A 21,189-nucleotide genomic window follows, 5' to 3' on the forward strand; every position below is an offset into this window, starting at 1 on the left:
AGGCCATTCCTTACGAGCTATTCCTTACTGTTGATGTTTTCTTCAATCTCTTCCAGATTGGAGTGACGGACATCCTCACCGTTCACCAGATAGATCACATATTGCGCAAGGTTGCGCGCGTGATCACCAATCCGCTCCAGTGCGCGCAGCGACCACATGATATTCAACACGCGGGTAATACTGCGCGGATCTTCAATCATAAAAGTCACCAGCTCACGCATAGCAGTGCTGTATTCCATATCGACTTGCCTGTCGGTTTGCACCACATTGAGTGCTAAATCCATATCCAGACGCGCAAATGCATCGAGTGCATCCTGCAACATGCGCGACACATGGCCACCAATATGGCGCACTTCAATGTAACCGCGAGGTGCAAGGCCATCTTTATTCATGGCGATTGCCTGACGTGCAATTTTGGTTGCCTCGTCACCGATACGCTCCAAATCGGTAATCGCTTTGGTAACCGCAATCACCAAACGCAAATCACTGGCCGCAGGTTGGCGACGCGCAAGAATACGCACGCATTCTTCATCGATCGTGATTTCCATTGAATTCACTTTCAAATCAGCGCGCACAACTTGTTCTGCACGTTCAATATCCGCATCGATCAGCGCCTGGATTGCATCGTTTACCTGACGCTGCGCCATACCGCCCATTTCCGATAAATGCGTGCGGATGGTTTCGAGCTCGATATTGTATTGTTGCGAAATATGATGAGTGTGACTCGTAATATCCATAACCATGATGCGCCTCCGCATTAACCGTAACGGCCGGTGATGTAATCTTCAGTTTGTTTTTTACTTGGGTTGGTGAAGAGTGTGTCAGTCAAATCATGCTCAATCAAATCACCCATGTACATGAATGCGGTGTAATCCGATACGCGCGCAGCTTGCTGCATGTTATGGGTCACAATCACAATGGTGTACTGATTTTTCAATTCGTTGATCAGCTCTTCAATCTTTAATGTTGAGATAGGATCAAGTGCTGATGCAGGTTCGTCCAACAAAATAACTTCCGGTTCAATCGCAATTGCGCGAGCAATCACCAAGCGCTGCTGCTGACCACCAGACAATCCAAATGCGTTATCGTGCAAGCGATCTTTCACTTCATCCCACAACGCTGCGCCGCGCAATGATTTCTCTACAACTTCATCGAGAATCCGTTTGGATTTCACACCTTGTAAGCGTAGACCATAAGCAACATTTTCATAAATAGATTTGGGAAATGGATTGGGTTTTTGGAACACCATTCCCACTTGGCGACGCAGTTCGGCAACGTCAACACTCTTGTCATAAATGTTGCTGCCATCCAACAAGATTTCGCCTTCTACGCGGCACGCATCAACCAAATCATTCATCCGATTGAAACAGCGCAGCAGCGTTGATTTTCCACAGCCGGAAGGGCCAATAAATGCAGTGACCTTTTTTTCCGGAATTTTCATATTAACAGCGTTAAGCGCACGCTTTTGGCCGTAAAACAAGTCGAGGTTTTTTACTTCAAGCTTGATCGATTCTGCTGATGCAGTTGGCAATGCTGTTGGGCTCATAATCGGGGCCTGTTTAAGACTCGGTTAAATTTTGATTAACAATATATTTCAAATAAATGACAGATTTATTACAAAGCCTGTCATTAGTCCGATGCGCTACGATATTTCTCACGCAAATTATTGCGGATTTTGATTGCCGTAATATTCAACGCAATGATTAATAGCACCAACGTCAATGAAGTCGCATATACCAGTGGGCGCGCTGCTTCTACGTTAGGGCTTTGGAAACCCACATCGTAAATATGGAAACCCAAGTGCATAATTTTTTGGTCAAGATGCAGGTATGGATAATTCCCGTCGATGGGTAGCGCGGGTGCCAGCTTTACAACACCAACCAACATTAACGGCGCAACCTCGCCTGCCGCGCGTGCGATTGCCAAAATCAGCCCGGTCATCATCGCCGGCGTTGCCAACGGAACTACTACCTTCCACAGGGTTTCCGCTTTGGTTGCGCCTAATGCAAGGCTGCCTTGGCGAATCGTACTTGGAATGCGCGACAACCCTTCCTCAGTAGAAACAATCACGATTGGCAATGTTAATAATGCCAGTGTGAGCGAGGCCCAAAATAATCCCGGTGTACCGAATGTTGGTGACGGCAGTGATTCTGCATAAAACAATTCATCGAGGCTGCCACCTAATGTGTATACAAAAAAGCCCAAACCAAATACGCCGTACACAATCGATGGCACACCGGCAAGGTTGTACACCGAAATACGGATTATTTTCAAAAAGGTTCCCTGCTTGGCATATTCACGCAAATAAATTGCAGCGAGCACACCAAAGGGCGTAACCATAATTGACATCACAATAACCATGGTCAGGGTGCCGAAGATTGCAGGGAAAATACCACCTTCAGTATTGGCCTCACGCGGTTCATCGCTCATGAATTCCCAAAAGCGTTCAACGTACTGACCAATCTTGGCGACAACACCCATTTCATTCGGACGGGTTACGCGGACAATATGATCAAATGCAATAACCACTTCTTTGCCATCGGCCGTACGTGCAACCAATTGGTCGCGCGTTGCCTGCGCAAGAATTTCGTCGCGCTCTTTTTTAATCACATCGTATTCTGCTTCCAGTGCTGCACGACGCTCTGCAAATTCTGCATCGGCACTCGCCATTTTTGCACCGGTTGCGCCATCCAACTCCAAGCGGCGGCGTTCCAAACGCAACTCATCCATTTTGTTGTTAATACGGCCGATATCCACTTTTTCGATGCGGCTGACTTTGTGGTGTAAATCGAGTGCACGCTCCAAACGTTGGTTAAGTTGATCCCAAAAATCAGCGCTTTTTAATTCGCTGACAATTTTTCCCTGCTCTTTAATTAACACGGGATAACCGTAAAAATTACCCCACTCGCGACGCTCGATTGAAATTGCATCGGCCGGGTATTGCCATTCATCCATACCGGTTTCAAGAAACCAGGAAAAATCGCGACCATTAACATCACGGTTACCCATTTTGAATAGATAGCGAGTGATTAGCTCTACATCCTGCGCAACGGTATAACCACCATCGCGCGCTACTGATGCAGGGATAATTTCATCGCGCACCACTTCGCCCATCACAATCTGGCGATTGCCATCACGATCGACAACGGATGTTTGCAAAATATCGGCAGGCCAAAAATGGCCGAAGCCACGCACCGCAATCAAACCCAGCAAGCCCAACACCATTAACATACAAATGGCTACAGCGCCGCCGTTTAACCAGATCCATGGCGAGCCACTGTTGAACCAGGATGTTTTTCGTTTCAATAATTTTTTCATCACATTTTTCCGAAAAAGTTATCCAACATTACAGATTGCTGTAGCGTTGACGTAGGCGCTGACGAATAACTTCAGCCAACGTATTCACAACAAAAGTCAGTGCAAGCAAGACTAACGCAGCAAGGAACAACACACGGAAATGTGTACTACCGACTGCCGTCTCCGGCAACTCCACTGCAATATTTGCAGACAAGGTACGCATACCTTCGAAGATATTAAAATTCACAACAGGGCTATTACCGGTTGCCATTAACACGATCATGGTTTCACCTACAGCGCGACCAAAGCCCATCATTACAGCCGAAAAAATGCCTGGACTTGCGGTGGGTAACACTACACCCACCATGGTTTGCCAAGGTGTTGCGCCCAGCGCTAATGAACCTTGTGTGAGATGACGCGGCACACTGAATACCGCATCTTCTGCGATAGAAAAAATACTGGGGATTACTGCAAAGCCCATGATGATGCCAACAACCAATGCATTGCGCTGATCGTAATTAATTCCATTATCGGTAAACCATTGACGCATGCTGCCATCAAAAACCCAGATCTCGGTTAACGGGCTCATCGCAACACAGGCCCACACCGTCGCAATAATTGGCAACACAACAATCACTGCTTCCCAACCTTCCGGAATCCGGTTGCGGATCGATTCAGGAAACTTGCTCCAGATGAATCCGGTAACCAACATAATGACGGGCAACAAAATGAGAATGCTGAAAATGGCTGGCAAATGGTTTTCGATAAACGGTGCAAGCCATAAACCTGCAAGGAAACCAAGAATTACCGTTGGTAAGGCCGCCATAATTTCGATAGTTGGTTTTACAATTCCGCGCAATTTAGGTGTCATGAAATAGGCGGTATAAATTGCGCCCATTACACCTAGCGGCACAGCAAATAAAATCGCAAAAAAAGCCGCTTTCAAGGTGCCGAGAGACAAAGGAACAAAACTCATTTTGGCTTCAAAGTTATCGCTGCCTGATGACGCCTGCCAAATATAATCAGGTTCGTCACGCCCTTCGTACCACACTTTTTGCCACAGCGAACTGAATGAGACTTCAGGGTGTTTATTCCATACATCCAATAACGCTACATTTTTACTTTCATCAATCATCAGCGCGCGATTGTTAATCGGTGAAATCGCAATTTTGTCGATCGCTTTGTCGCTAATAGATTCATTGAATAGCGTGCGATGAGAAGTACCGTAGTAAATTCCGATATTGCCTTTATCATCGCCCGCCCAAAAACCACGGCGAGCAAACTCTGGAGCAAAACCGGTAACCGAACCCTCTAGCGAATCGAAATCGCGCACATGCGTTACATGATATTCATTGTGAGGATCGCGCACTAAAAACCATTGGCTGACATGCCCTTCACTGGTACCAACGACCAATGATCCGGTACCGACCAAAAATTGCATCGCTGTAATCTTGCCATTAGCAACCACAACCGCATCTTTGCGCTCTGCGCTGGATGGACTGATGATTTTGTACAACACCATCTGTGATTTATCAGTCGCTATCACTAAATGTTGTGCGCGCTCATCAATTTGCATGTGAGTACCAGTAACACCTTGCGGCAACGGAGGCAGGGTAAAAATTTCCTGCTCCAGCGTTACTGCACCAGTAATTAAATTGCGGCTACTACTGAATACTCCCAACAGCAAACGATTATCTTCCGTCAGTGCACCAATCAATGTGCCACTGGAAGTCTCCTGAATCGCCAATACTTTTAATGCTGCACCCTGTGCATCAAGCTGGATAGGTTGATCGCCCAATGGAAATTCAAGGCTGGGGGTAATTTGACGTTTATCATTTGGATAACTTAATGCGTATTCGGTTTTTGCAACGGCAACCTGACCATTGCTGTAACCATATGCAACCAGTCCGTGATCGGCTGTACTGGTGGCCAATACTGAAAAATTAGCACCATCCGCTTTTGGCATTTGGGCTGATAACAAAGTTTTTCCATCATCAACCGTAAAAAAACTGACTGCACCGCTGCGCTTGAAGTTGCCACCAATTTCCTCATAGCGTTCAAGCGTAAGAAATTCAGTTTCGTCCTGTGGTGCGTTATGCAGAGCTTCGGGGGTATAGGTTTTAACAATCTCTACCGACGCACCGCGAAACAGCGGAGCAATTTCAGAGAACAAGTAAAAAAATATCAAACCTAATGAAAAAACAACCGCCATACCGGCAGTCATTACTCCATACCGTGAAAGGCCATCCTTAAATTGACGGATACGGCGCAGACGCATGCGCTGTTCGAGTGTCGGCATCAAGCTGACAGATTCTTTTACCAATTGGGCGGGTTCGGACATGATCTGCTCACTGTTAATCTTATGGCTCGGAAATCCTAGCAACCAAAAATGACACTTTTGTTACAAAACCCTGCTTCACTGTCATTTTTCTGTAACACAGTTTTTTAGGGCAAAAAAAAGCCGCCCGGTCAGGCGGCTTTCATTAAGCAATAATTACTTCTGCAACTCAGCGAGTGCTTTGGTAACCATTGCCTCTGGCAGCGGGATATATCCATCGCGCACAACGGTTTCCTGGCCTTGCTTGGACAGAATCAGTTTCAAGAATTCAAGTTGCAGGGTATCCAACTTACGATTTGGGTGTTTGTTGATGTAAACATAGAGAACACGAGCCAATGGATAAGTACCATCCAATGCGTGTACTGCATCTGGAGTAACAAAAGGCTGACCATCTTTTTTGGATAATGGCAGTGCGCGAACACCAGACGTTACATAACCGATACCAGAGTAGCCGATACCGTTGATAGATTCAGAAACACCCTGAACTACCGAAGCAGAACCCGGTTGCTCATTAATACTGGATTTGAAATCACCTTTGCACAGGGCTTCGTCTTTGAAGTATCCGTAAGTACCTGATACTGCGTTACGGCTATAGATGGTGAAATCGCGATTTGTCCATGCACCTTCCAAACCCACTTCACCCCAACGGGTAATGTCTTTAGGCTCTCCGCATTTGCGGGTGGCAGAAAAAATGGCATCCACTTGTTGCAGAGACAATCCTTTTATCGGGTTATCTTTATTAACGTATACCGCCAAAACGTCAATTGCTACAGGTACTGGCGTTGGCTTGTAACCATGCTTGGCTTCAAACGCTTGAATTTCTTCTGATTTCATTTCACGGCTCATTGGGCCGAAATTAGCGGTGCCTTCGATCAAGGCTGGTGGTGCAGTCGAAGAGCCTGCTCCCTGAATTTGGATATTAACGTTCGGATACCACTTTTTGAAATCTTCTGCCCACAGAGTCATCAGGTTGTTCAGGGTATCTGAACCTATTGAGTTCACATTCCCTGATACACCTGTAGTCGCTTTGTATTCCGGCAATTTTGGATCAACCGCAGCTTGCAGCACAGCGGCACAAGCCATAGAGCCAGCAAATACCAGCCCTTTGATAATGTTCTTGGCGTTCATAGAGCGCTCCGTTAGTCATTGCGTAGATTGGTTAGATGGCAAGGCTTGCCTCACCATTAATAGCTACTCTAACGGCCAAATATGACACTAATGTGACCGCACGATATTTTTGTCATAAATATGTCGCACAAACGTCACAAACCAGCCCCAAAAATAACAACACCAGCCGTAGCTGGTGTTGTTAGAACATTATCGTTATTTAACGACACGCAATCCTGGTCGCTTTGCGCCATCACCAACAGACTTGAGCGATGGAGTTGATGAGGGAGGCTGTGGAGCGGGAGGCTGAGGGTTAGCCTCTGGCTCAAACATCATCCCCTGGCCATTTTCCCGTGCATAAATCCCTAAAACCGCGCCACATGGAACATAAAGATTATTAACGACACCACTAAAACGGGCATTAAAAGAAACGGCTGTATTATCCATAAATAAATCTTTAACAGCGCTGGGGGAAATATTCAGAATGATCTGTCCGTCTTTGTTTACATGTTGTTGCGGGACTTGGGTTCCCTGTACGTGGGCATCAACAAGAATATGGGGAGTGCAATTGTTATCCAGTATCCATTCATAGATGGCACGCAAAAAGTAAGGGCGGCTGGATGACATGGACATAAGCAGTTTTCCTTGGAATAAAACAATGCCGACAAATTACAGGGATTTATCAACAGACTCAAACAAAAAAGGGCGACTTTCGTCGCCCTATTTATCAACCCACTGATTATCAGTGAATGTCTCTCCAAAACTCGCGATTCAGGAAGTAGACAAAAATAAAGAGAATAACCAGAAAGCCCAATACGTAAAGTCCAATTGATTGGCGTTTCACGGCAACAGGCTCGGCAACATACTCAAGGAAATTCACCAGATCGTAAACTGCCTTATCGAACTCTGCCGATGTCATGGTGCCCTTGATTTTGCCCTCTTTCAAAGCGCCACAATGCTCATCCATTTCCATCTGACCAATATCATTGCGCAAAGCACCGCCATGATGATTGAGCTTTGGACCAGCACCGCACTCCAGCAAACCTTGTGGACCGATCAATACATGCGGCATACCCACATTAGGGAACACACGGTTGTTGACACCCCAAGGACGGGTTTCATCCTTGTAAAAGTTACGTAAGTAGGTATACAACCACTCTGGTGAGCGAGCACGAGCAACAAGCGTCAAGTCTGGAGGAGCAACACCAAACCACACTTTCGATTGTTGCGGCTTCATGGCAATCTCCATCAACTGGCCGATGCGCTCGTTACCGAAGATCAAGTGTTGTTCCATCAGGCTGTGTGGAATATCCAAATCATCAGCCACGCGTTCATAGCGTGAGTATTTAGCTGAGTGACATCCCATGCAGTAGTTAACGAAATACTTTGCTCCACGCTGCAGAGACTCTTTGTCTTTCAAGTCAGGCTCCATTGCATCACAAGGAATAGCACCACACTTAAATGCACCTTCTGCAGCAACTGCTTTAATTGGCACAATCGCCAGAATCAAGAAAAGAACGAAACCAGCAGCAACCAGCAGTCCCGGCAAGCCTTTGGCTTGGGTGCGAGTAGGCTCTACCAGATCCTTATCGCGCGCAGCCAGCAACGGCAATACAGCAAAAATAATTGCCAAGACAAAACAAAGCACTAACAACAACGCCGGAACATCACCGCCAATATAATCAATCCCCATCCAGGCAAAAATCACCGCAAACACGCCGCACAGAACCCAAGAGATTTTAGACTTGGCTTTTTCCGGGCTAGTAGTGGTCCATACAGGCATAGTTAGGAAGTATGCAAAATAGAAAGTAGTCGCAATTTGCGATAACAAAGTTCTACCTTCAGTTGGCGCCTTAACCCCCAAGTAACCCAGCACTACGAACATGGCTGCAAATGCAATCAACATGATGCGCGGGATATGGCCGCGATAGCGCATAGACTTCACCTTGCTGCGATCCAACCATGGCAACACAAACAAAATCGCAATCGCAGCGCCCATAGCTACAAAGCCCAACAATTTCGCAGTCAACACCATCGGCCCCAATTCAATTTGCAGGGTTACTGCACGCAATACTGCATAGAAAGGAGTGAAATACCAGACTGGTGCAATGTGTAATGGGGTTTTCAGGTTATTTGCTTCTTCAAAGTTGGCGTACTCCAAGAAGAAACCGCCCATCTCAGGCATAAAAAACATAATGAAGCAGAAGGCAAACAGGAACACAGTGATGCCAACCAAGTCATGCACCGTGTAGAAAGGATGGAAAGGAACGCCGTCACGCGGAATACCGTTTTCATCTTTGTTCTTTTTAATTTCTACGCCATCAGGGTTGTTAGAACCAACCTCATGCAAAGCAAGGATATGCATGACTACCAATGCCAACAGTACGATGGGCAAAGCCACCACATGCAAAGCAAAGAAACGGTTCAAGGTAATACCAGAAATAAGGTAATCACCGCGGATCCATTCAACCAAGTCATTACCTACAACCGGAATAGCACCGAACAGAGAAACGATTACTTGAGCTCCCCAATATGACATTTGTCCCCAAGGCAACACATAGCCCATGAAGGCTTCAGCCATCAAGACAAGATAAATCGTCATACCGAAGATCCACACCAATTCACGTGGGGCCTTGTATGAACCGTACATCATGCCGCGGAACATATGCAGATAGACAACAACGAAGAATGCTGAAGCGCCGGTGGAATGCATGTAGCGCAACAGCCAACCGTAATCTACGTCACGCATAATGTATTCAACGGAAGCAAATGCACCTTCTGCAGAAGGGTTATAGCTCATTGTTAACCAGATACCGGTTACCAGCTGATTAACCAACACCAGCAAAGAGAGCACACCAAAGAAATACCAGAAATTGAAATTTTTGGGCGCGTAATATTTGCCCATATGGGTATCCCAGGCACGCTGTACCGGGAGGCGCTTATCAACCCATTGCCACAATCCCACTAACCAATTCATATCAAGCCCCCTGGTCTTCACCAATGACAACAACAGCATCGCTTTCATATTTATGAGGAGGAACTTCCAAGTTCAGCGGTGCAGGTACGCCGGCATATACGCGGCCAGCCAGATCATATTTGGAACCATGACAAGGGCAAAAAAAGCCGCCTTGCCATTTATCACCGCCCAAATCGGCAGCACCGACGTCAGGGCGATACACCGGGGCACATCCAAGATGCGTACAAATCCCAAGCAGGATTGCAAACTCCTTATTGATTGCACGCTCAGGGTTCTTGGCGTATTCAGGTTGCTGAGGCTCACTTGATTCAGCATCCAACAACACACCCTGCTGCTCTACTTTCTTCAAGCTATCCAACGCTGCTTGCGTACGGCGAACAATAAACACAGGCTTGCCGCGCCACTCAACAGTAACCATGGCACCTGGCTCGATTTTACTAAGGTTGTACTTCACTGGCGCACCAGCAGCTTTTGCCTTGGCACTCGGGTTCCATGAACCCACAAAAGGAATAGCAGCACCCACTGCACCAACCGCACCCACTGCACATGTGGCTCCGATCAATACGCGACGGCGCGTTTTATTTACTGCGTCATTACTCATGACGATTTTCTCCCCTAAACACGGCTAGCAAATTGCCTAATATTATCGTCCAGCGACCTATCACAAAAACAGTTCAGAGTCTGACGAAATAAGGAATATTGGGTGACTCAAGAAAAGGCGGGCAATGGTAATGAATTAACGCACTGCTTACAAGAATAACCACACATAAACAGTGGGTTATAAGCCCGCAATTTTAGACGTAAAAAAACGCCCAAGCCAGTAAAGACTTGGGCGTTTTTGATGATCATCAACCAGCCAGCGAATAACCGACTGGCAAAAATCATTAACGCTTGGAGAATTGTGGCTTCTTACGTGCTTTACGTAAACCAACCTTCTTACGCTCAACTTCACGAGAATCGCGAGTAACGTAACCAGCTTTACGCAATTCGCTGCGCAGAGACTCGTCATACTCCATCAGAGCACGAGTCAAGCCGTGGCGAATAGCGCCCGCCTGACCAAAGCTACCGCCACCAGAGACAGTAACTTTTACGTCAAATTTTTCTACCATACCAACCAATTCCAGAGGCTGACGCACTACCATGCGCGCCACTGGGCGGCCGAAGTACTCATCCAATGGACGATCGTTAACAATAATTGCACCAGTACCTGCGGTGATAAATACACGCGCAGTAGAGGTTTTGCGACGGCCGGTGCCGTAAAATTGTGCAGACATGTCAGCTCCCCTTAGATGTTCAGTTCTTTAGGTTGCTGAGCAGCATGTGGATGCTCATTACCTGCATAAACTTTCAGTTTTTTGAACATAGCACGACCCAGCGGCCCTTTTGGCAACATGCCCTTAACGGCAGTCTCAATAGTGCGCTCTGGCGCTTTTTCAATCAACTTTTGGAAGCTGATAGATTTAATACCACCCACAAAACCAGTGTGAGAGTAGTAAATCTTGTCAGTTGCTTTACGACCAGTCACGCGCACTTGAGCAGCATTGATCACTACGATGTAATCACCGGTATCAACGTGTGGAGTGAATTCTGGCTTGTGCTTGCCACGCAAGCGTGAAGCAATTTCCGCAGATAAACGGCCGAGTGTTTTTCCCGCCGCATCCACGATGAACCAGTCATTAACGACAGATTCTGCTTTGGCAATATAGGTCTTCATGTTATTCCTGCCTAAATCGGATGTGGATAATAGCCCCTAAAATAGGGAGGCGGCATACTACACAGCCAATGCTTGTTTTTCAATCACTATTTATTACTGGCAGATTATTCCGGGCGATGAGGGCGGGCAAGATACTCATGGCTTTGCATTTCAAGCAAGCGACTGACGGTACGCTGGAACTCAAAATCCAACTTTCCTGTTGAGTACAATTCAACTAAAGGCTTCGCAGCTGATATGACCAGCTTGACCTGACGATCGTAGAATTCATCAACCAGATTGACGAAGCGCCGTGCCTGATCATCTTTTTCACGCCCTAAAGCAGGCACATTACTCAGAATTACGGAATGGTATTCTCGCGCAAGTTCAATGTAATCATTCTGCGAGCGGGGGCCATCACAGATATCAACAAAATCAAACCAGACAACCCCTTCAGCTACATAGCGCGAACGAATCATCCGGCCTTCAACTTCCAAATCAGCATTCTCATGAATATCACTATTGGTAGAAACCAAGCTTTTAAAGCTACACATCAGACTCTTATCAGCCTCATCATCCAAAGGAGAATGATAGAGCTCAGCCTGTTCCAGCGCCCTTAAACGATAGTCAACTCCCCCATCCACATTGACCACAAGGGTATGTTTATTGAGCAAATCGATTGCGGGCAGAAAGCGCGCTCGCTGTAACCCATCTTTATATAAGCCATCCGGAACGATATTTGATGTGGCCACCAAAGTAACGCCGCGCGCAAACAACTCTTCCATTAGCGTGCCCAGAATCATTGCATCAGTAATATCTGATACAAAGAATTCATCGAAGCAAATAACTCTCGCTTCAGCTGCAATGATATCCGCCACCTTTTTTAGTGGATTTTTCTGACCATCCAAGCGCTTTAACTCAGCATGCACACGGCGCATGAAACGATGAAAGTGTGCGCGCATTTTTTGTTCGAAAGGCAGGCTTTCAAAAAAATTATCCATCAGATAGGTTTTGCCGCGCCCCACTCCACCCCAGAAATATAAACCACGCACTAACTCTCGCTGCTTGGGCTTGATGAATCGTTTTATAAGCGCACCAAGAACGGACGCTTTCTGCTCCGCACGCCACGCAGCAACCAATTGTTCATAAAGATGCTGCAAGTGCGCAACTGCAGCGGCCTGCGCAGGATCATGACGAAAATCCGGGCGGGCAAGATCGCGCTCGTAGCGCTGCGTAGGAGAGAGCACGATAGATGAAGAAGGGGAGGAAAGATTAGAGACTGTCATATACGGGCAGATTCATTAACACTGGCAACCACTGTAATGAGAAGTTACCAGTAGCGCTATTTATTTAAATTACATAACCACGGGTCTAAGTTACATAACCACGCGTCAAAGAGCGGAAAGCTGTTCCAACAAAATTCTCGTTAAATCCGTTTTCATTTGAACTAAATAGCCATGAAAGAAATGTCCGGCTTCAGGATAGCGTAATAATTCATTAGGGCTGTCCAACGTTCCGAGCCAGGTGTAGACACCTTCAGCAAACACACGCTCATCCTTATCACCCTGTATGACCACCAGTGCACAGGGAAACCGACCATTGTGATCATAGGGATAACGTTCCACTGGCGGCGCAACCAGGACGAGATGTCGAACATTATCGACCTGATAACAGGCTTGTGCAGCAATAGAAGAACCAAATGAAAAACCAGCGAGCAAGAGCGCAATATCCGGCATGACTTGCTTGACCCATGTAATCACGGCAAGCAGATCTTGCAACTCACCTATAGCATTATCAAAAAGACCTTCACTGCTTCCTACGCCACGAAAATTAAATCGCAAAACATGGACACCAAGATCGCGATACGTCCGCATTAAGGTGGTCACCACTTTATTATCCATAGTGCCGCCATGGACGGGATGAGGATGACAAATAACCACCAAGAGGTTTTGCCCCGCAAAATGGCCGGTCTCATCACCCTGATGAACAATGGATTCTATCTGCCCGGCAGGCCCGGAAATCAAAACACTCTCTTCTTTTGCGAACGGAAAAATCATTTGTAGCCCCGCCATAAGGTGCATCCACGCACAGCCCGATAATTTTTGCCCATTTTAATGAGAAAATGGACTTATAATAGAGATATCAATATCTTCGGCTGCAAATGATCCATAAAACAGCCATGCTTAGTAGGAGATTTCCGTGTACTCATTTAGTGCTGTCGTTATTACCGGTGTGATTTGTTTGTTGGTAGGTGCAGGTCTTGGTGCCCTGACTCTTTATGTTTTTCGTACAAAATTACTGGGGCGCGGCATAGAACAACGCCTGCATGAAGCAGAGAGCTCACTGCAAGGCTATCAACGCGATGTTGCCGAACATTTTGCCCAAACCTCACAATTGGTAAATAACCTGACCAATGCCTATCGCGATGTTCATGAACATTTGGCGAATGGCGCATTGAAACTGGCCACACCCGCTATTAGCCGTCAAATACTGGACTCAGCCAATAACAATCTTGGTTCGGACAGCAAAGCCTACATTAATGAGCAGCGTATTGAACCGCCAAGAGACTGGGCTCCAAAAGCGCCCGGCGCAAAAGGAATGCTCAGCGATGATTATGACCTTCGTGACGATCAACAGGAAAAGGTCAGCATGCCAACCGAGTCAGCAGATGACTATGATTTTGATGGTAAAGCCAATCGCTATTAAATAGTTTCCGGGCTAACTGATAGCCCCGGTTGCGAACAGGACGTCGAACCCTTTTGTATAACCCCGCATCGCGGGGTTTTTGTTGGCCTGTAAAAGGCAACCTGAAAAATATCGACGGAGACGTTTTGCATGTCCTTAGAGCGAGTGCTGCAATTTATTGGCTGGCCAGTTACCGCAGGCATTATCATTGCGCTACTTGCACTTTTACTTTTCCCTCAATTGCGCCAACCTGCCGTTTTACCAGCAGCTAACAATTTGCCAGTGCAATACGGCATGGTGTCTTATGCCGATGCCGTTAACCGCGCAGCACCCGCGGTGGTGAATGTGTACACCGAAAAACGGGTATTGCAACGCTATCAAAACCTCTACAACCATCCGCTTTATCGCCAACTCTACAATAGATCCAACACACCACAACAACAGCGGATGCAAAATACGCTGGGTTCTGGCGTTATCGTAGATGCTCAAGGTCACATACTCACCAACAAACATGTTGTGAATGGTGCCGATAAAATTTTAGTCCTGCTTTACGATGGCCGAGGAGCATCAGCCGAATTAATAGGCACAGATCCGGAAAACGATTTGGCAGTACTGAAAATCAACGCTGATAATTTAAATCCAATCACTATCGGCAACTCCAATCATATTCGTGTAGGTGATGTGGTGCTTGCGATAGGCAACCCATTCGGTGTGGGCCAAAGTGTTAGCCAAGGGATTGTCAGCGCAACCGGACGATGGAATTTAGGTATTAATAGCGCCGAAAATTTCATCCAAACTGATGCCGCAATTAACCCAGGCAACTCCGGTGGAGCCTTGATTGATGCCTATGGCAATTTAATAGGCATCAATACCGCAATGCTGGATGAAACCGGAGCATCAGTTGGAATCAGTTTTGCTGTTCCCGCTGAAAAAGCGATGAACTCCCTCCAGCAAATTATCGAATATGGCGAAGTGCGGCCTGGTTGGTTAGGCCTGTCAGTTAATTCATTAACCAACGATCAAATTCAAGAATTGGGCGTAAATGGTTTGATTGTGACCGGCATTGAAAGCAAAAGCCCCGCAGAGAAAGCAGGCTTTCAAAAAGATGATGTCATTACACATATTGATGGTGTTGCGCTACTTGATGCACCATCACTGCGCAATTCCCTGCGCAACATCCAACCAAATGCAGAAATTACTTTCAAAGTAATACGCAACGGTGAACCCAAAGAACTCATTGCTATTGCAGGTTTTCCACCCACAAAAACCTGAGTAGATTATTGCTTTGTATTAATAAAAAACGGGTGCAATTTTGCACCCGTTTTTTTAACACAACACTGAATTATTGATTCAATCTTCTCACTCAATAATCCGATACTCCGCCGAGCGCGCATGCGCTTCAAGATATTCGCTGCGCGCAAGCACCGATGCTGTTTTGGACAACTCTGATGCACCCGATGCCGAGCACATAATAATCGAGCTGCGCTTTTGGAAATCGTACACACCCAGTGGCGATGAAAAGCGCGCAGTACCTGAGGTGGGCAATACGTGGTTGGGGCCAGCGCAATAATCGCCCAGTGCTTCAGGGGTAAAGCGCCCCATAAAAATCGCGCCCGCGTGGCGCACTTTCGGCAACCAGGCTTCCGGGTCAGCAATCGACAATTCCAAGTGCTCAGGTGCGATGCGGTTACTCACGGCAATCGCCTGCTCCATATCTGCAACTTTAATCAAGGCACCGCGATTTTTTAACGACACACTGGCAATAGTTTCACGCGCAAGTGTTGGCAATAATTTTTTAATGGATGCTTCAACTTTATCTAAATATTCCGCATCCGGGCACAGTAAAATCGATTGCGCCTGCTCATCGTGCTCAGCCTGACTGAATAAATCCATGGCAATCCAATCGGGGTCGGTCAAACCATCGCACACCACCAAAATTTCGGAAGGGCCGGCAATCATATCAATCGCCACCTGACCAAATACGGCGCGCTTGGCGGTGGCAACATAAATATTGCCGGGGCCAACAATTTTATCAACTTTGGTAATACTTTCCGTTCCATAGGCGAGTGCCGCAACTGCTTGCGCACCACCAATCGTAATGACACGATCCACGCCCGCAATCGCTGCAGCTGCCAACACCATTGGGCTGATTTCACCATCAGGCGCGGGCACTACCATCGTTAATTCATCAACGCCCGCGACCTTTGCCGGAATCGCATTCATCAACACCGATGAAGGATAAGACGCTTTACCACCGGGCACATACAACCCTACACGTTCCATCGCCGAAATTTGCTGTCCAAGCACAGTGCCGTCAGCTTCCGTGTAGCGCCATGAACTTTGCAATTGATGCTGGTGATAACTGCGAATACGTTCAGCAGCAACTTCCAGGGCAGCACGTTGCTCAGGGCGAATTTGTGTCAGTGCATTTTGTAATTCTGCTGGCGTGACAACAAAATCATTAATGCTTTGTGCTGCACGACGGTCAAATTTATTGGTGAATTCCACCACTGCAACATCACCGCGTGTTTTCACTTGATGCAAGATGTCATCGACAACTGCTGCAACACGGGTATCACTTACCGATTCCCAGGCCAACAATTGATCCAACTGCTGATTAAAATCGCTTTGGCTTGCATCCAAACGGGTGATGATAGAGTCAGACATGGAATTCTCTTTTAGACACAGAGTTAGACAAGATGAACTGATAATGCCGCTGATCAATTGCAAATGCACATTGGCATTTGCAATTGAGGACATAAAAAACTAATCGACTGCAACTGCCTTGGCGATATGGTCGATAATGTTTTGGATTTGTACGTGTTTCATTTTCATCGATGCTTTGTTCACGATCAAACGCGAGCTAATATCTGCAATAAAATCGCGCGGCTCCAAACCATTCGCACGCAGGGTATTGCCGGTATCGACAATATCCACAATTTCGTCGGCCAAATTCATAATCGGAGCCAATTCCATCGCACCGTAAAGCTTGATGATGTCCGTCTGGCGACCTTGGGATGCGTAATATTGTTTGGCGATATTCACATACTTGGTGGCAACACGAATACGACCAGCTGGCAGGGATTCGCCCTTCACGCCGGCAGTCATTAATTTGCAGCGCGCGATATTTAAATCGAGCGGTTCATACAAACCTTCAGCGCCGTTTTCCATCAAGGTATCTTTTCCGGAAATACCCATATCGGCCGCACCAAATTGCACGTAGGTGGGAACATCTGCACCGCGCAACAATAAAAAACGCACATTGGGTTGGGTAGTTTCAAATACCAGCTTGCGACTTTTTTCCATATCTTCAAGCGGGCGAATATCCGCAGCCGCCAGCAGTGGTAATGTCTCTTCCAGAATGCGCCCTTTGGTGAGCGCGATGGTCAGGGTTTGACTCATGGGTTTTACCTTTTTTATACCTTTGCGCTTATGAACCCTTAACACGGCGCACACTGGCACCGAGGCTTTGGAATTTCTGTTCGATAGCTTCGTAACCGCGATCGATGTGGTAAATGCGGTCGATCAGGGTCTCACCATCCGCCACCAAACCGGCAATCACCAAACTTGCCGAGGCGCGCAGGTCAGATGCCATCACTGGTGCCGCTTTTAAACGCTCAACACCCGTAACAATCGCCGTGTTGTGTTCAAGCTCGATATGCGCGCCCATACGGTTCAATTCGGCCACCTGCACCAGGCGGTTTTCAAAAATCGTCTCAGTAATATGGCTCACACCTTCTGCAACAGCGTTCATCGCCATAAATTGCGATTGCATATCCGTAGGGAATGCCGGGTAAGGAGCAGTTTTCAAGCTAACCGCTTTGGGACGATTGCCGTGCATATCCAGTGCGATCCAGTCTTCACCAGTGGTGATATCCGCGCCCGCTTCCTGCAACTTCAATAACACGGCTTCAAGAATATCGGCGCGGGTATTGGTCAATTTAACCTTGCCTCGGGTCGCTGCAGCGGCAACCAGATAGGTACCGGTTTCGATACGGTCAGGCATCACGCTGTATTCGCAACCGTGCAGTTTATCAACGCCATAAATTGTCAGGGTTGATGTGCCTATACCATCGATTTTCGCGCCCATAGCAACCAGCATATTGGCCAAATCGACAATCTCGGGTTCGCGCGCCGCGTTTTCCAGTACGGTTTTGCCTTCAGCCAATACCGCGGCCATCAGCAGGTTTTCAGTACCGCCAACGGTGACCATATCCATCAGGAAATGGCAGCCTTTCAAACGGCCATTGGAGCGGGCGCGGATATAACCACCATCGATTTCGATAGTCGCCCCCATGGCTTCAAGGCCGCGCAAGTGGATATCCACTGGGCGCGAACCAATTGCACAACCACCCGGGAAAGACACATTCGCTTCACCGTAGCGCGCAAGCAATGGCCCAAGTACCAGAATCGATGCGCGCATGGTTTTTACCAGCTCGTAAGACGCGGTGTAGGAGTTGATGGTATTGGGGTCCACAATAACCACATGCTCGCCCTGAATCTCAATTGTCAGGCCGAGGGTACGCAATAGCTGCACCATGGTGGTCATGTCTTTCAAGTGCGGAACATTGCTCAAACGCACTTCGGAATCGGCCAAAATTGTCGCTGCCAACAGCGGCAAGCCTGCATTTTTGGAACCAGAAATTCGCAGCTCGCCAGTGAGTGGACCGCTGCTGTTAATCAAAAACTTATCCATACAACCCTGAAAACAAAGAAGAGAAAAAAGAGACCCGAGCCAACCAATGCCGACTCCAAGCCGGAGACGTTACTGTTGCTGTTGCTGCTGTTGCTGCTGTTGCCACTGCTCGGGCGTGAAGGATTTGATGTAATCCACCGCGTGGATGCTGCGGTCAGCAAATTGCGCACTCAGGGTGGACAACACCAACTGCTGCTTTTTAACAGGAGTCAAACCAGCAAATGCCGGGCTAACAATCACTAAACCTATGTGATCACCCATGACATCGACCGATTTGACATCGCAGTCCGGGATTTGGCTTTCAATCAGCGCTTTGATTTGTTCAGCTTGCATAGAGTTACTCGATTAAGAAGGGCTGTGATCAGAAATGAGGCGCGAAGTTTACCGGAATGTCGCCAATATCGCATCCGAAAATCCGGCCCTGTAAAGCAAAACCCCCAGCACAGGCCGGGGGTTTGTCGATTTGCTGATTGCCGATCCGGTTAGGCATCAACCAACCAATTGGCGATCACTTTATCAATATCGCCATTGTACTTTTTAAGGCTCGCCTTGAATTGACCGCTAAACGATTGACCAAGGTTCACGCCATTGAGCACCACGTTAATCAATTTCCACTCGCCCGATTTTTCTTTGCGCATGGTGTAGTTCAACTTGTGGGTCGTGCCATCGGTCGACACTTCTTGCTTGACCACTTGGCGATTTGGATTGCTTTCATCTACACCTGCAATCACAACCTTGCTCTCGGCATACCCCAAAACGCCTTTGCCAAGCGATTTAACCATGCCGTCTTTAAAGACCTTTTGGAATTGTTCACGCTGCGCCGGAGTAGCTTGTTTGTAGGCTTTCCCCATGACCGAGGCAGCAATAAACGGAAAATTCACTACACCATCAAGTGCAGCTTCCACTTGTTTGAAATATGCGTCATCCGCCGTATTGGACGCTTTTTTGGTTTTAACCAAGTCAAATAGTTCTTGCGCGACAGACTCCACAATTACCTTTGGCGATTCAGTTGAAGGTGCCTGAGCCATAACATTGGCCGCAAACAACACCGATACCCCGAGAACAACACCAGACAATTTGGTGAGCAAATATTTCATCGTAAAACCTTCCATTAATTGAAACAGAACGACTGAGCCGTATGGCATTGAATCAACACTCGGACAACGCTAATTCCTTATGGTGCCATTCTTTATGCGATGTTTATGATCGTGGCGAGTTATTAAGCCTGGAGGCGTAGCGAGCAGATTTGCGGCGCGAACTATAGCATCGAGCGCATGACAGGCATAAGCCGCAACAGGAAAAAAGACGTAAACTTCCCTCGCCTTGTTTTTCTTGAAAGTTATAATGCAAGGCCATAAATGCCTTGGGTGAGCCATGACCCTCTCACTGGCTGACCATTTTGGAAACGGTTTTGGAACCTGCCATGACACATGATTACGTAAGCTCGGCATTGCGCACTATCAGCCTGGAGGCGGAGGCAGTTACCTCGCTCGCCGCGCGGGTCGATAAGCAATTCACCACCGCCTGTGAACTTATCTTGAACTGTGCTGGCCGGGTAATTGTCACCGGCATGGGCAAGTCCGGCCATATCGGCAAGAAAATCGCCGCCACTCTGGCGAGCACTGGAACCCCATCGTTTTTTGTCCACCCAGGCGAAGCCAGCCATGGCGATCTGGGGATGATCACCAAAAATGACATAGTGCTTGCGATCTCTTACTCCGGCACCTCCAGTGAAATCGTTACTTTGTTGCCGCTATTAAAGCGCGCCGGAGTAAAGATCATCAGCATGACCGCCAATCCGCAATCGACCTTGGGCGAAGTGGCTGAAGTCAATCTGGATATCAGTGTTTTGCATGAGGCATGCCCTCTGGATCTGGCCCCAACATCCAGCACCACCGCAACTCTGGTCATGGGAGATGCACTGGCAATTGCACTGCTGGAAGCGCGCGGTTTCACAGCAGAAGACTTCGCATTCTCTCATCCGGGAGGCGCATTGGGCCGCAAACTACTGTTGCGTGTCACGGATGTCATGCACACCGGCGACGATATTCCCCGTGTATTTGCCCACACCCCCATGCTGGATGCGCTGATGGTTATGTCTGACAAAGGCTTTGGCATGACAACAGTAATGGAAGGCGATGATTTGCTCGGCATTTTCACCGATGGAGATTTGCGTCGCAGCATCGACAAAGGCGTCGATATCCGCACCGCCACAGTGGGCGAATTAATGAATACCACCCCCAAAATGTTACGCGACAACACGCTGGCCGCCGAAGCGCTGGCGTTAATGGAGCAAGCAAAAATTAACGTTTTACTCGTTACCGACGAACAAAAAAAACTTGTCGGTGTCGTAAAAATCAATGATCTGCTGCGCGCAGGCATTATTTGATTGGCTCAAC

Annotated in this window: 20 protein-coding genes; 3 read left to right on the plus strand and 17 right to left on the minus strand. The window is 47.5% G+C overall.

Going from position 1 to position 21,189, the window contains the following annotated elements:
• Window positions 1-17: 17 nt before the first annotated feature.
• The 12 genes from phoU to B2739_RS03495 all read right to left on the minus strand — a co-directional run bounded on the left by phoU (window position 18) and on the right by B2739_RS03495 (window position 13,481).
• Complete coding sequence (gene phoU, locus B2739_RS03440) at window positions 18-737, minus strand: phosphate signaling complex protein PhoU (RefSeq protein ID WP_331344621.1); 720 nt, start codon at window positions 735-737, stop codon at window positions 18-20.
• Between the two features lie 20 nt (window positions 738-757).
• A complete protein-coding gene (gene pstB, locus B2739_RS03445) occupies window positions 758-1,546 on the minus strand; it encodes a phosphate ABC transporter ATP-binding protein PstB (protein ID WP_049630554.1) in 789 nt (262 codons plus the stop codon).
• An 83-nt stretch (window positions 1,547-1,629) separates the two neighbouring features.
• A complete protein-coding gene (gene pstA / locus B2739_RS03450; RefSeq protein ID WP_331344477.1) occupies window positions 1,630-3,318 on the minus strand; it encodes a phosphate ABC transporter permease PstA in 1,689 nt (562 codons plus the stop codon).
• 28 nt (window positions 3,319-3,346) lie between these two features.
• The gene (locus B2739_RS03455; RefSeq protein ID WP_331344478.1) at window positions 3,347-5,638 is read right to left on the minus strand and encodes an ABC transporter permease subunit; all 2,292 of its coding nucleotides are present in this window, start codon (window positions 5,636-5,638) and stop codon (window positions 3,347-3,349) included.
• A 153-nt stretch (window positions 5,639-5,791) separates the two neighbouring features.
• A complete protein-coding gene (locus B2739_RS03460; protein ID WP_331344479.1) occupies window positions 5,792-6,763 on the minus strand; it encodes a phosphate ABC transporter substrate-binding protein PstS family protein in 972 nt (323 codons plus the stop codon).
• A 195-nt stretch (window positions 6,764-6,958) separates the two neighbouring features.
• Complete coding sequence (locus B2739_RS03465) at window positions 6,959-7,375, minus strand: ClpXP protease specificity-enhancing factor (protein ID WP_331344480.1); 417 nt, start codon at window positions 7,373-7,375, stop codon at window positions 6,959-6,961.
• A gap of 109 nt (window positions 7,376-7,484) precedes the next feature.
• Window positions 7,485-9,719 carry a ubiquinol-cytochrome c reductase gene (locus tag B2739_RS03470; protein ID WP_331344481.1) on the minus strand — a complete coding sequence of 745 codons (2,235 nt, stop codon included), beginning with the start codon at window positions 9,717-9,719 and terminating at the stop codon, window positions 7,485-7,487.
• A 1-nt stretch (window position 9,720) separates the two neighbouring features.
• A complete protein-coding gene (gene petA, locus B2739_RS03475; protein ID WP_331344482.1) occupies window positions 9,721-10,320 on the minus strand; it encodes a ubiquinol-cytochrome c reductase iron-sulfur subunit in 600 nt (199 codons plus the stop codon).
• Between the two features lie 283 nt (window positions 10,321-10,603).
• On the minus strand, window positions 10,604-10,993 hold the full coding sequence (rpsI, locus tag B2739_RS03480) for a 30S ribosomal protein S9 (protein ID WP_331344483.1): 390 nt from the start codon (window positions 10,991-10,993) through the stop codon (window positions 10,604-10,606).
• Between the two features lie 11 nt (window positions 10,994-11,004).
• On the minus strand, window positions 11,005-11,433 hold the full coding sequence (rplM, locus tag B2739_RS03485) for a 50S ribosomal protein L13 (protein WP_049630562.1): 429 nt from the start codon (window positions 11,431-11,433) through the stop codon (window positions 11,005-11,007).
• Window positions 11,434-11,537: 104 nt separating this feature from the next.
• Entirely contained in the window at window positions 11,538-12,695 is a 1,158-nt protein-coding gene (gene zapE, locus B2739_RS03490; RefSeq protein WP_331344484.1) for a cell division protein ZapE, read from the minus strand.
• A 105-nt stretch (window positions 12,696-12,800) separates the two neighbouring features.
• Window positions 12,801-13,481: an alpha/beta hydrolase gene (locus B2739_RS03495; RefSeq protein WP_331344485.1), complete on the minus strand. Its 681-nt coding sequence runs from the start codon at window positions 13,479-13,481 to the stop codon at window positions 12,801-12,803.
• A gap of 127 nt (window positions 13,482-13,608) precedes the next feature.
• Here B2739_RS03495 and B2739_RS03500 point away from each other — a divergent pair, with 127 nt between their 5' ends.
• Both B2739_RS03500 and B2739_RS03505 read left to right on the plus strand, forming a co-directional pair.
• The gene (locus B2739_RS03500) at window positions 13,609-14,115 is read left to right on the plus strand and encodes a YhcB family protein (RefSeq protein WP_331344486.1); all 507 of its coding nucleotides are present in this window, start codon (window positions 13,609-13,611) and stop codon (window positions 14,113-14,115) included.
• A gap of 129 nt (window positions 14,116-14,244) precedes the next feature.
• The gene (locus B2739_RS03505; protein WP_331344487.1) at window positions 14,245-15,366 is read left to right on the plus strand and encodes a S1C family serine protease; all 1,122 of its coding nucleotides are present in this window, start codon (window positions 14,245-14,247) and stop codon (window positions 15,364-15,366) included.
• An 87-nt stretch (window positions 15,367-15,453) separates the two neighbouring features.
• Here B2739_RS03505 and hisD read toward each other — a convergent pair whose 3' ends face one another.
• From hisD to B2739_RS03530, 5 genes are all read right to left on the minus strand, one after another.
• Window positions 15,454-16,761 (minus strand): histidinol dehydrogenase, encoded by a 1,308-nt coding sequence (hisD, locus tag B2739_RS03510; RefSeq protein ID WP_331344488.1) that lies wholly within the window; start codon window positions 16,759-16,761, stop codon window positions 15,454-15,456.
• 99 nt (window positions 16,762-16,860) lie between these two features.
• Complete coding sequence (hisG, locus tag B2739_RS03515) at window positions 16,861-17,496, minus strand: ATP phosphoribosyltransferase (RefSeq protein WP_331344489.1); 636 nt, start codon at window positions 17,494-17,496, stop codon at window positions 16,861-16,863.
• Between the two features lie 28 nt (window positions 17,497-17,524).
• Entirely contained in the window at window positions 17,525-18,790 is a 1,266-nt protein-coding gene (gene murA / locus B2739_RS03520; RefSeq protein WP_331344490.1) for a UDP-N-acetylglucosamine 1-carboxyvinyltransferase, read from the minus strand.
• A gap of 69 nt (window positions 18,791-18,859) precedes the next feature.
• The gene (locus B2739_RS03525) at window positions 18,860-19,123 is read right to left on the minus strand and encodes a BolA family protein (RefSeq protein WP_331344491.1); all 264 of its coding nucleotides are present in this window, start codon (window positions 19,121-19,123) and stop codon (window positions 18,860-18,862) included.
• A 149-nt stretch (window positions 19,124-19,272) separates the two neighbouring features.
• On the minus strand, window positions 19,273-19,935 hold the full coding sequence (locus B2739_RS03530) for an ABC transporter substrate-binding protein (RefSeq protein ID WP_331344492.1): 663 nt from the start codon (window positions 19,933-19,935) through the stop codon (window positions 19,273-19,275).
• A gap of 278 nt (window positions 19,936-20,213) precedes the next feature.
• Here B2739_RS03530 and B2739_RS03535 point away from each other — a divergent pair, with 278 nt between their 5' ends.
• Window positions 20,214-21,179, plus strand: a complete 966-nt coding sequence (locus B2739_RS03535) for a KpsF/GutQ family sugar-phosphate isomerase (protein ID WP_331344493.1) — start codon at window positions 20,214-20,216, stop codon at window positions 21,177-21,179.
• Window positions 21,180-21,189: the final 10 nt, after the last annotated feature.

The sequence above is a fragment of the Cellvibrio sp. UBA7661 genome, from assembly GCA_002483365.1.
Taxonomy (GTDB): Bacteria; Pseudomonadota; Gammaproteobacteria; order Pseudomonadales; family Cellvibrionaceae; genus Cellvibrio.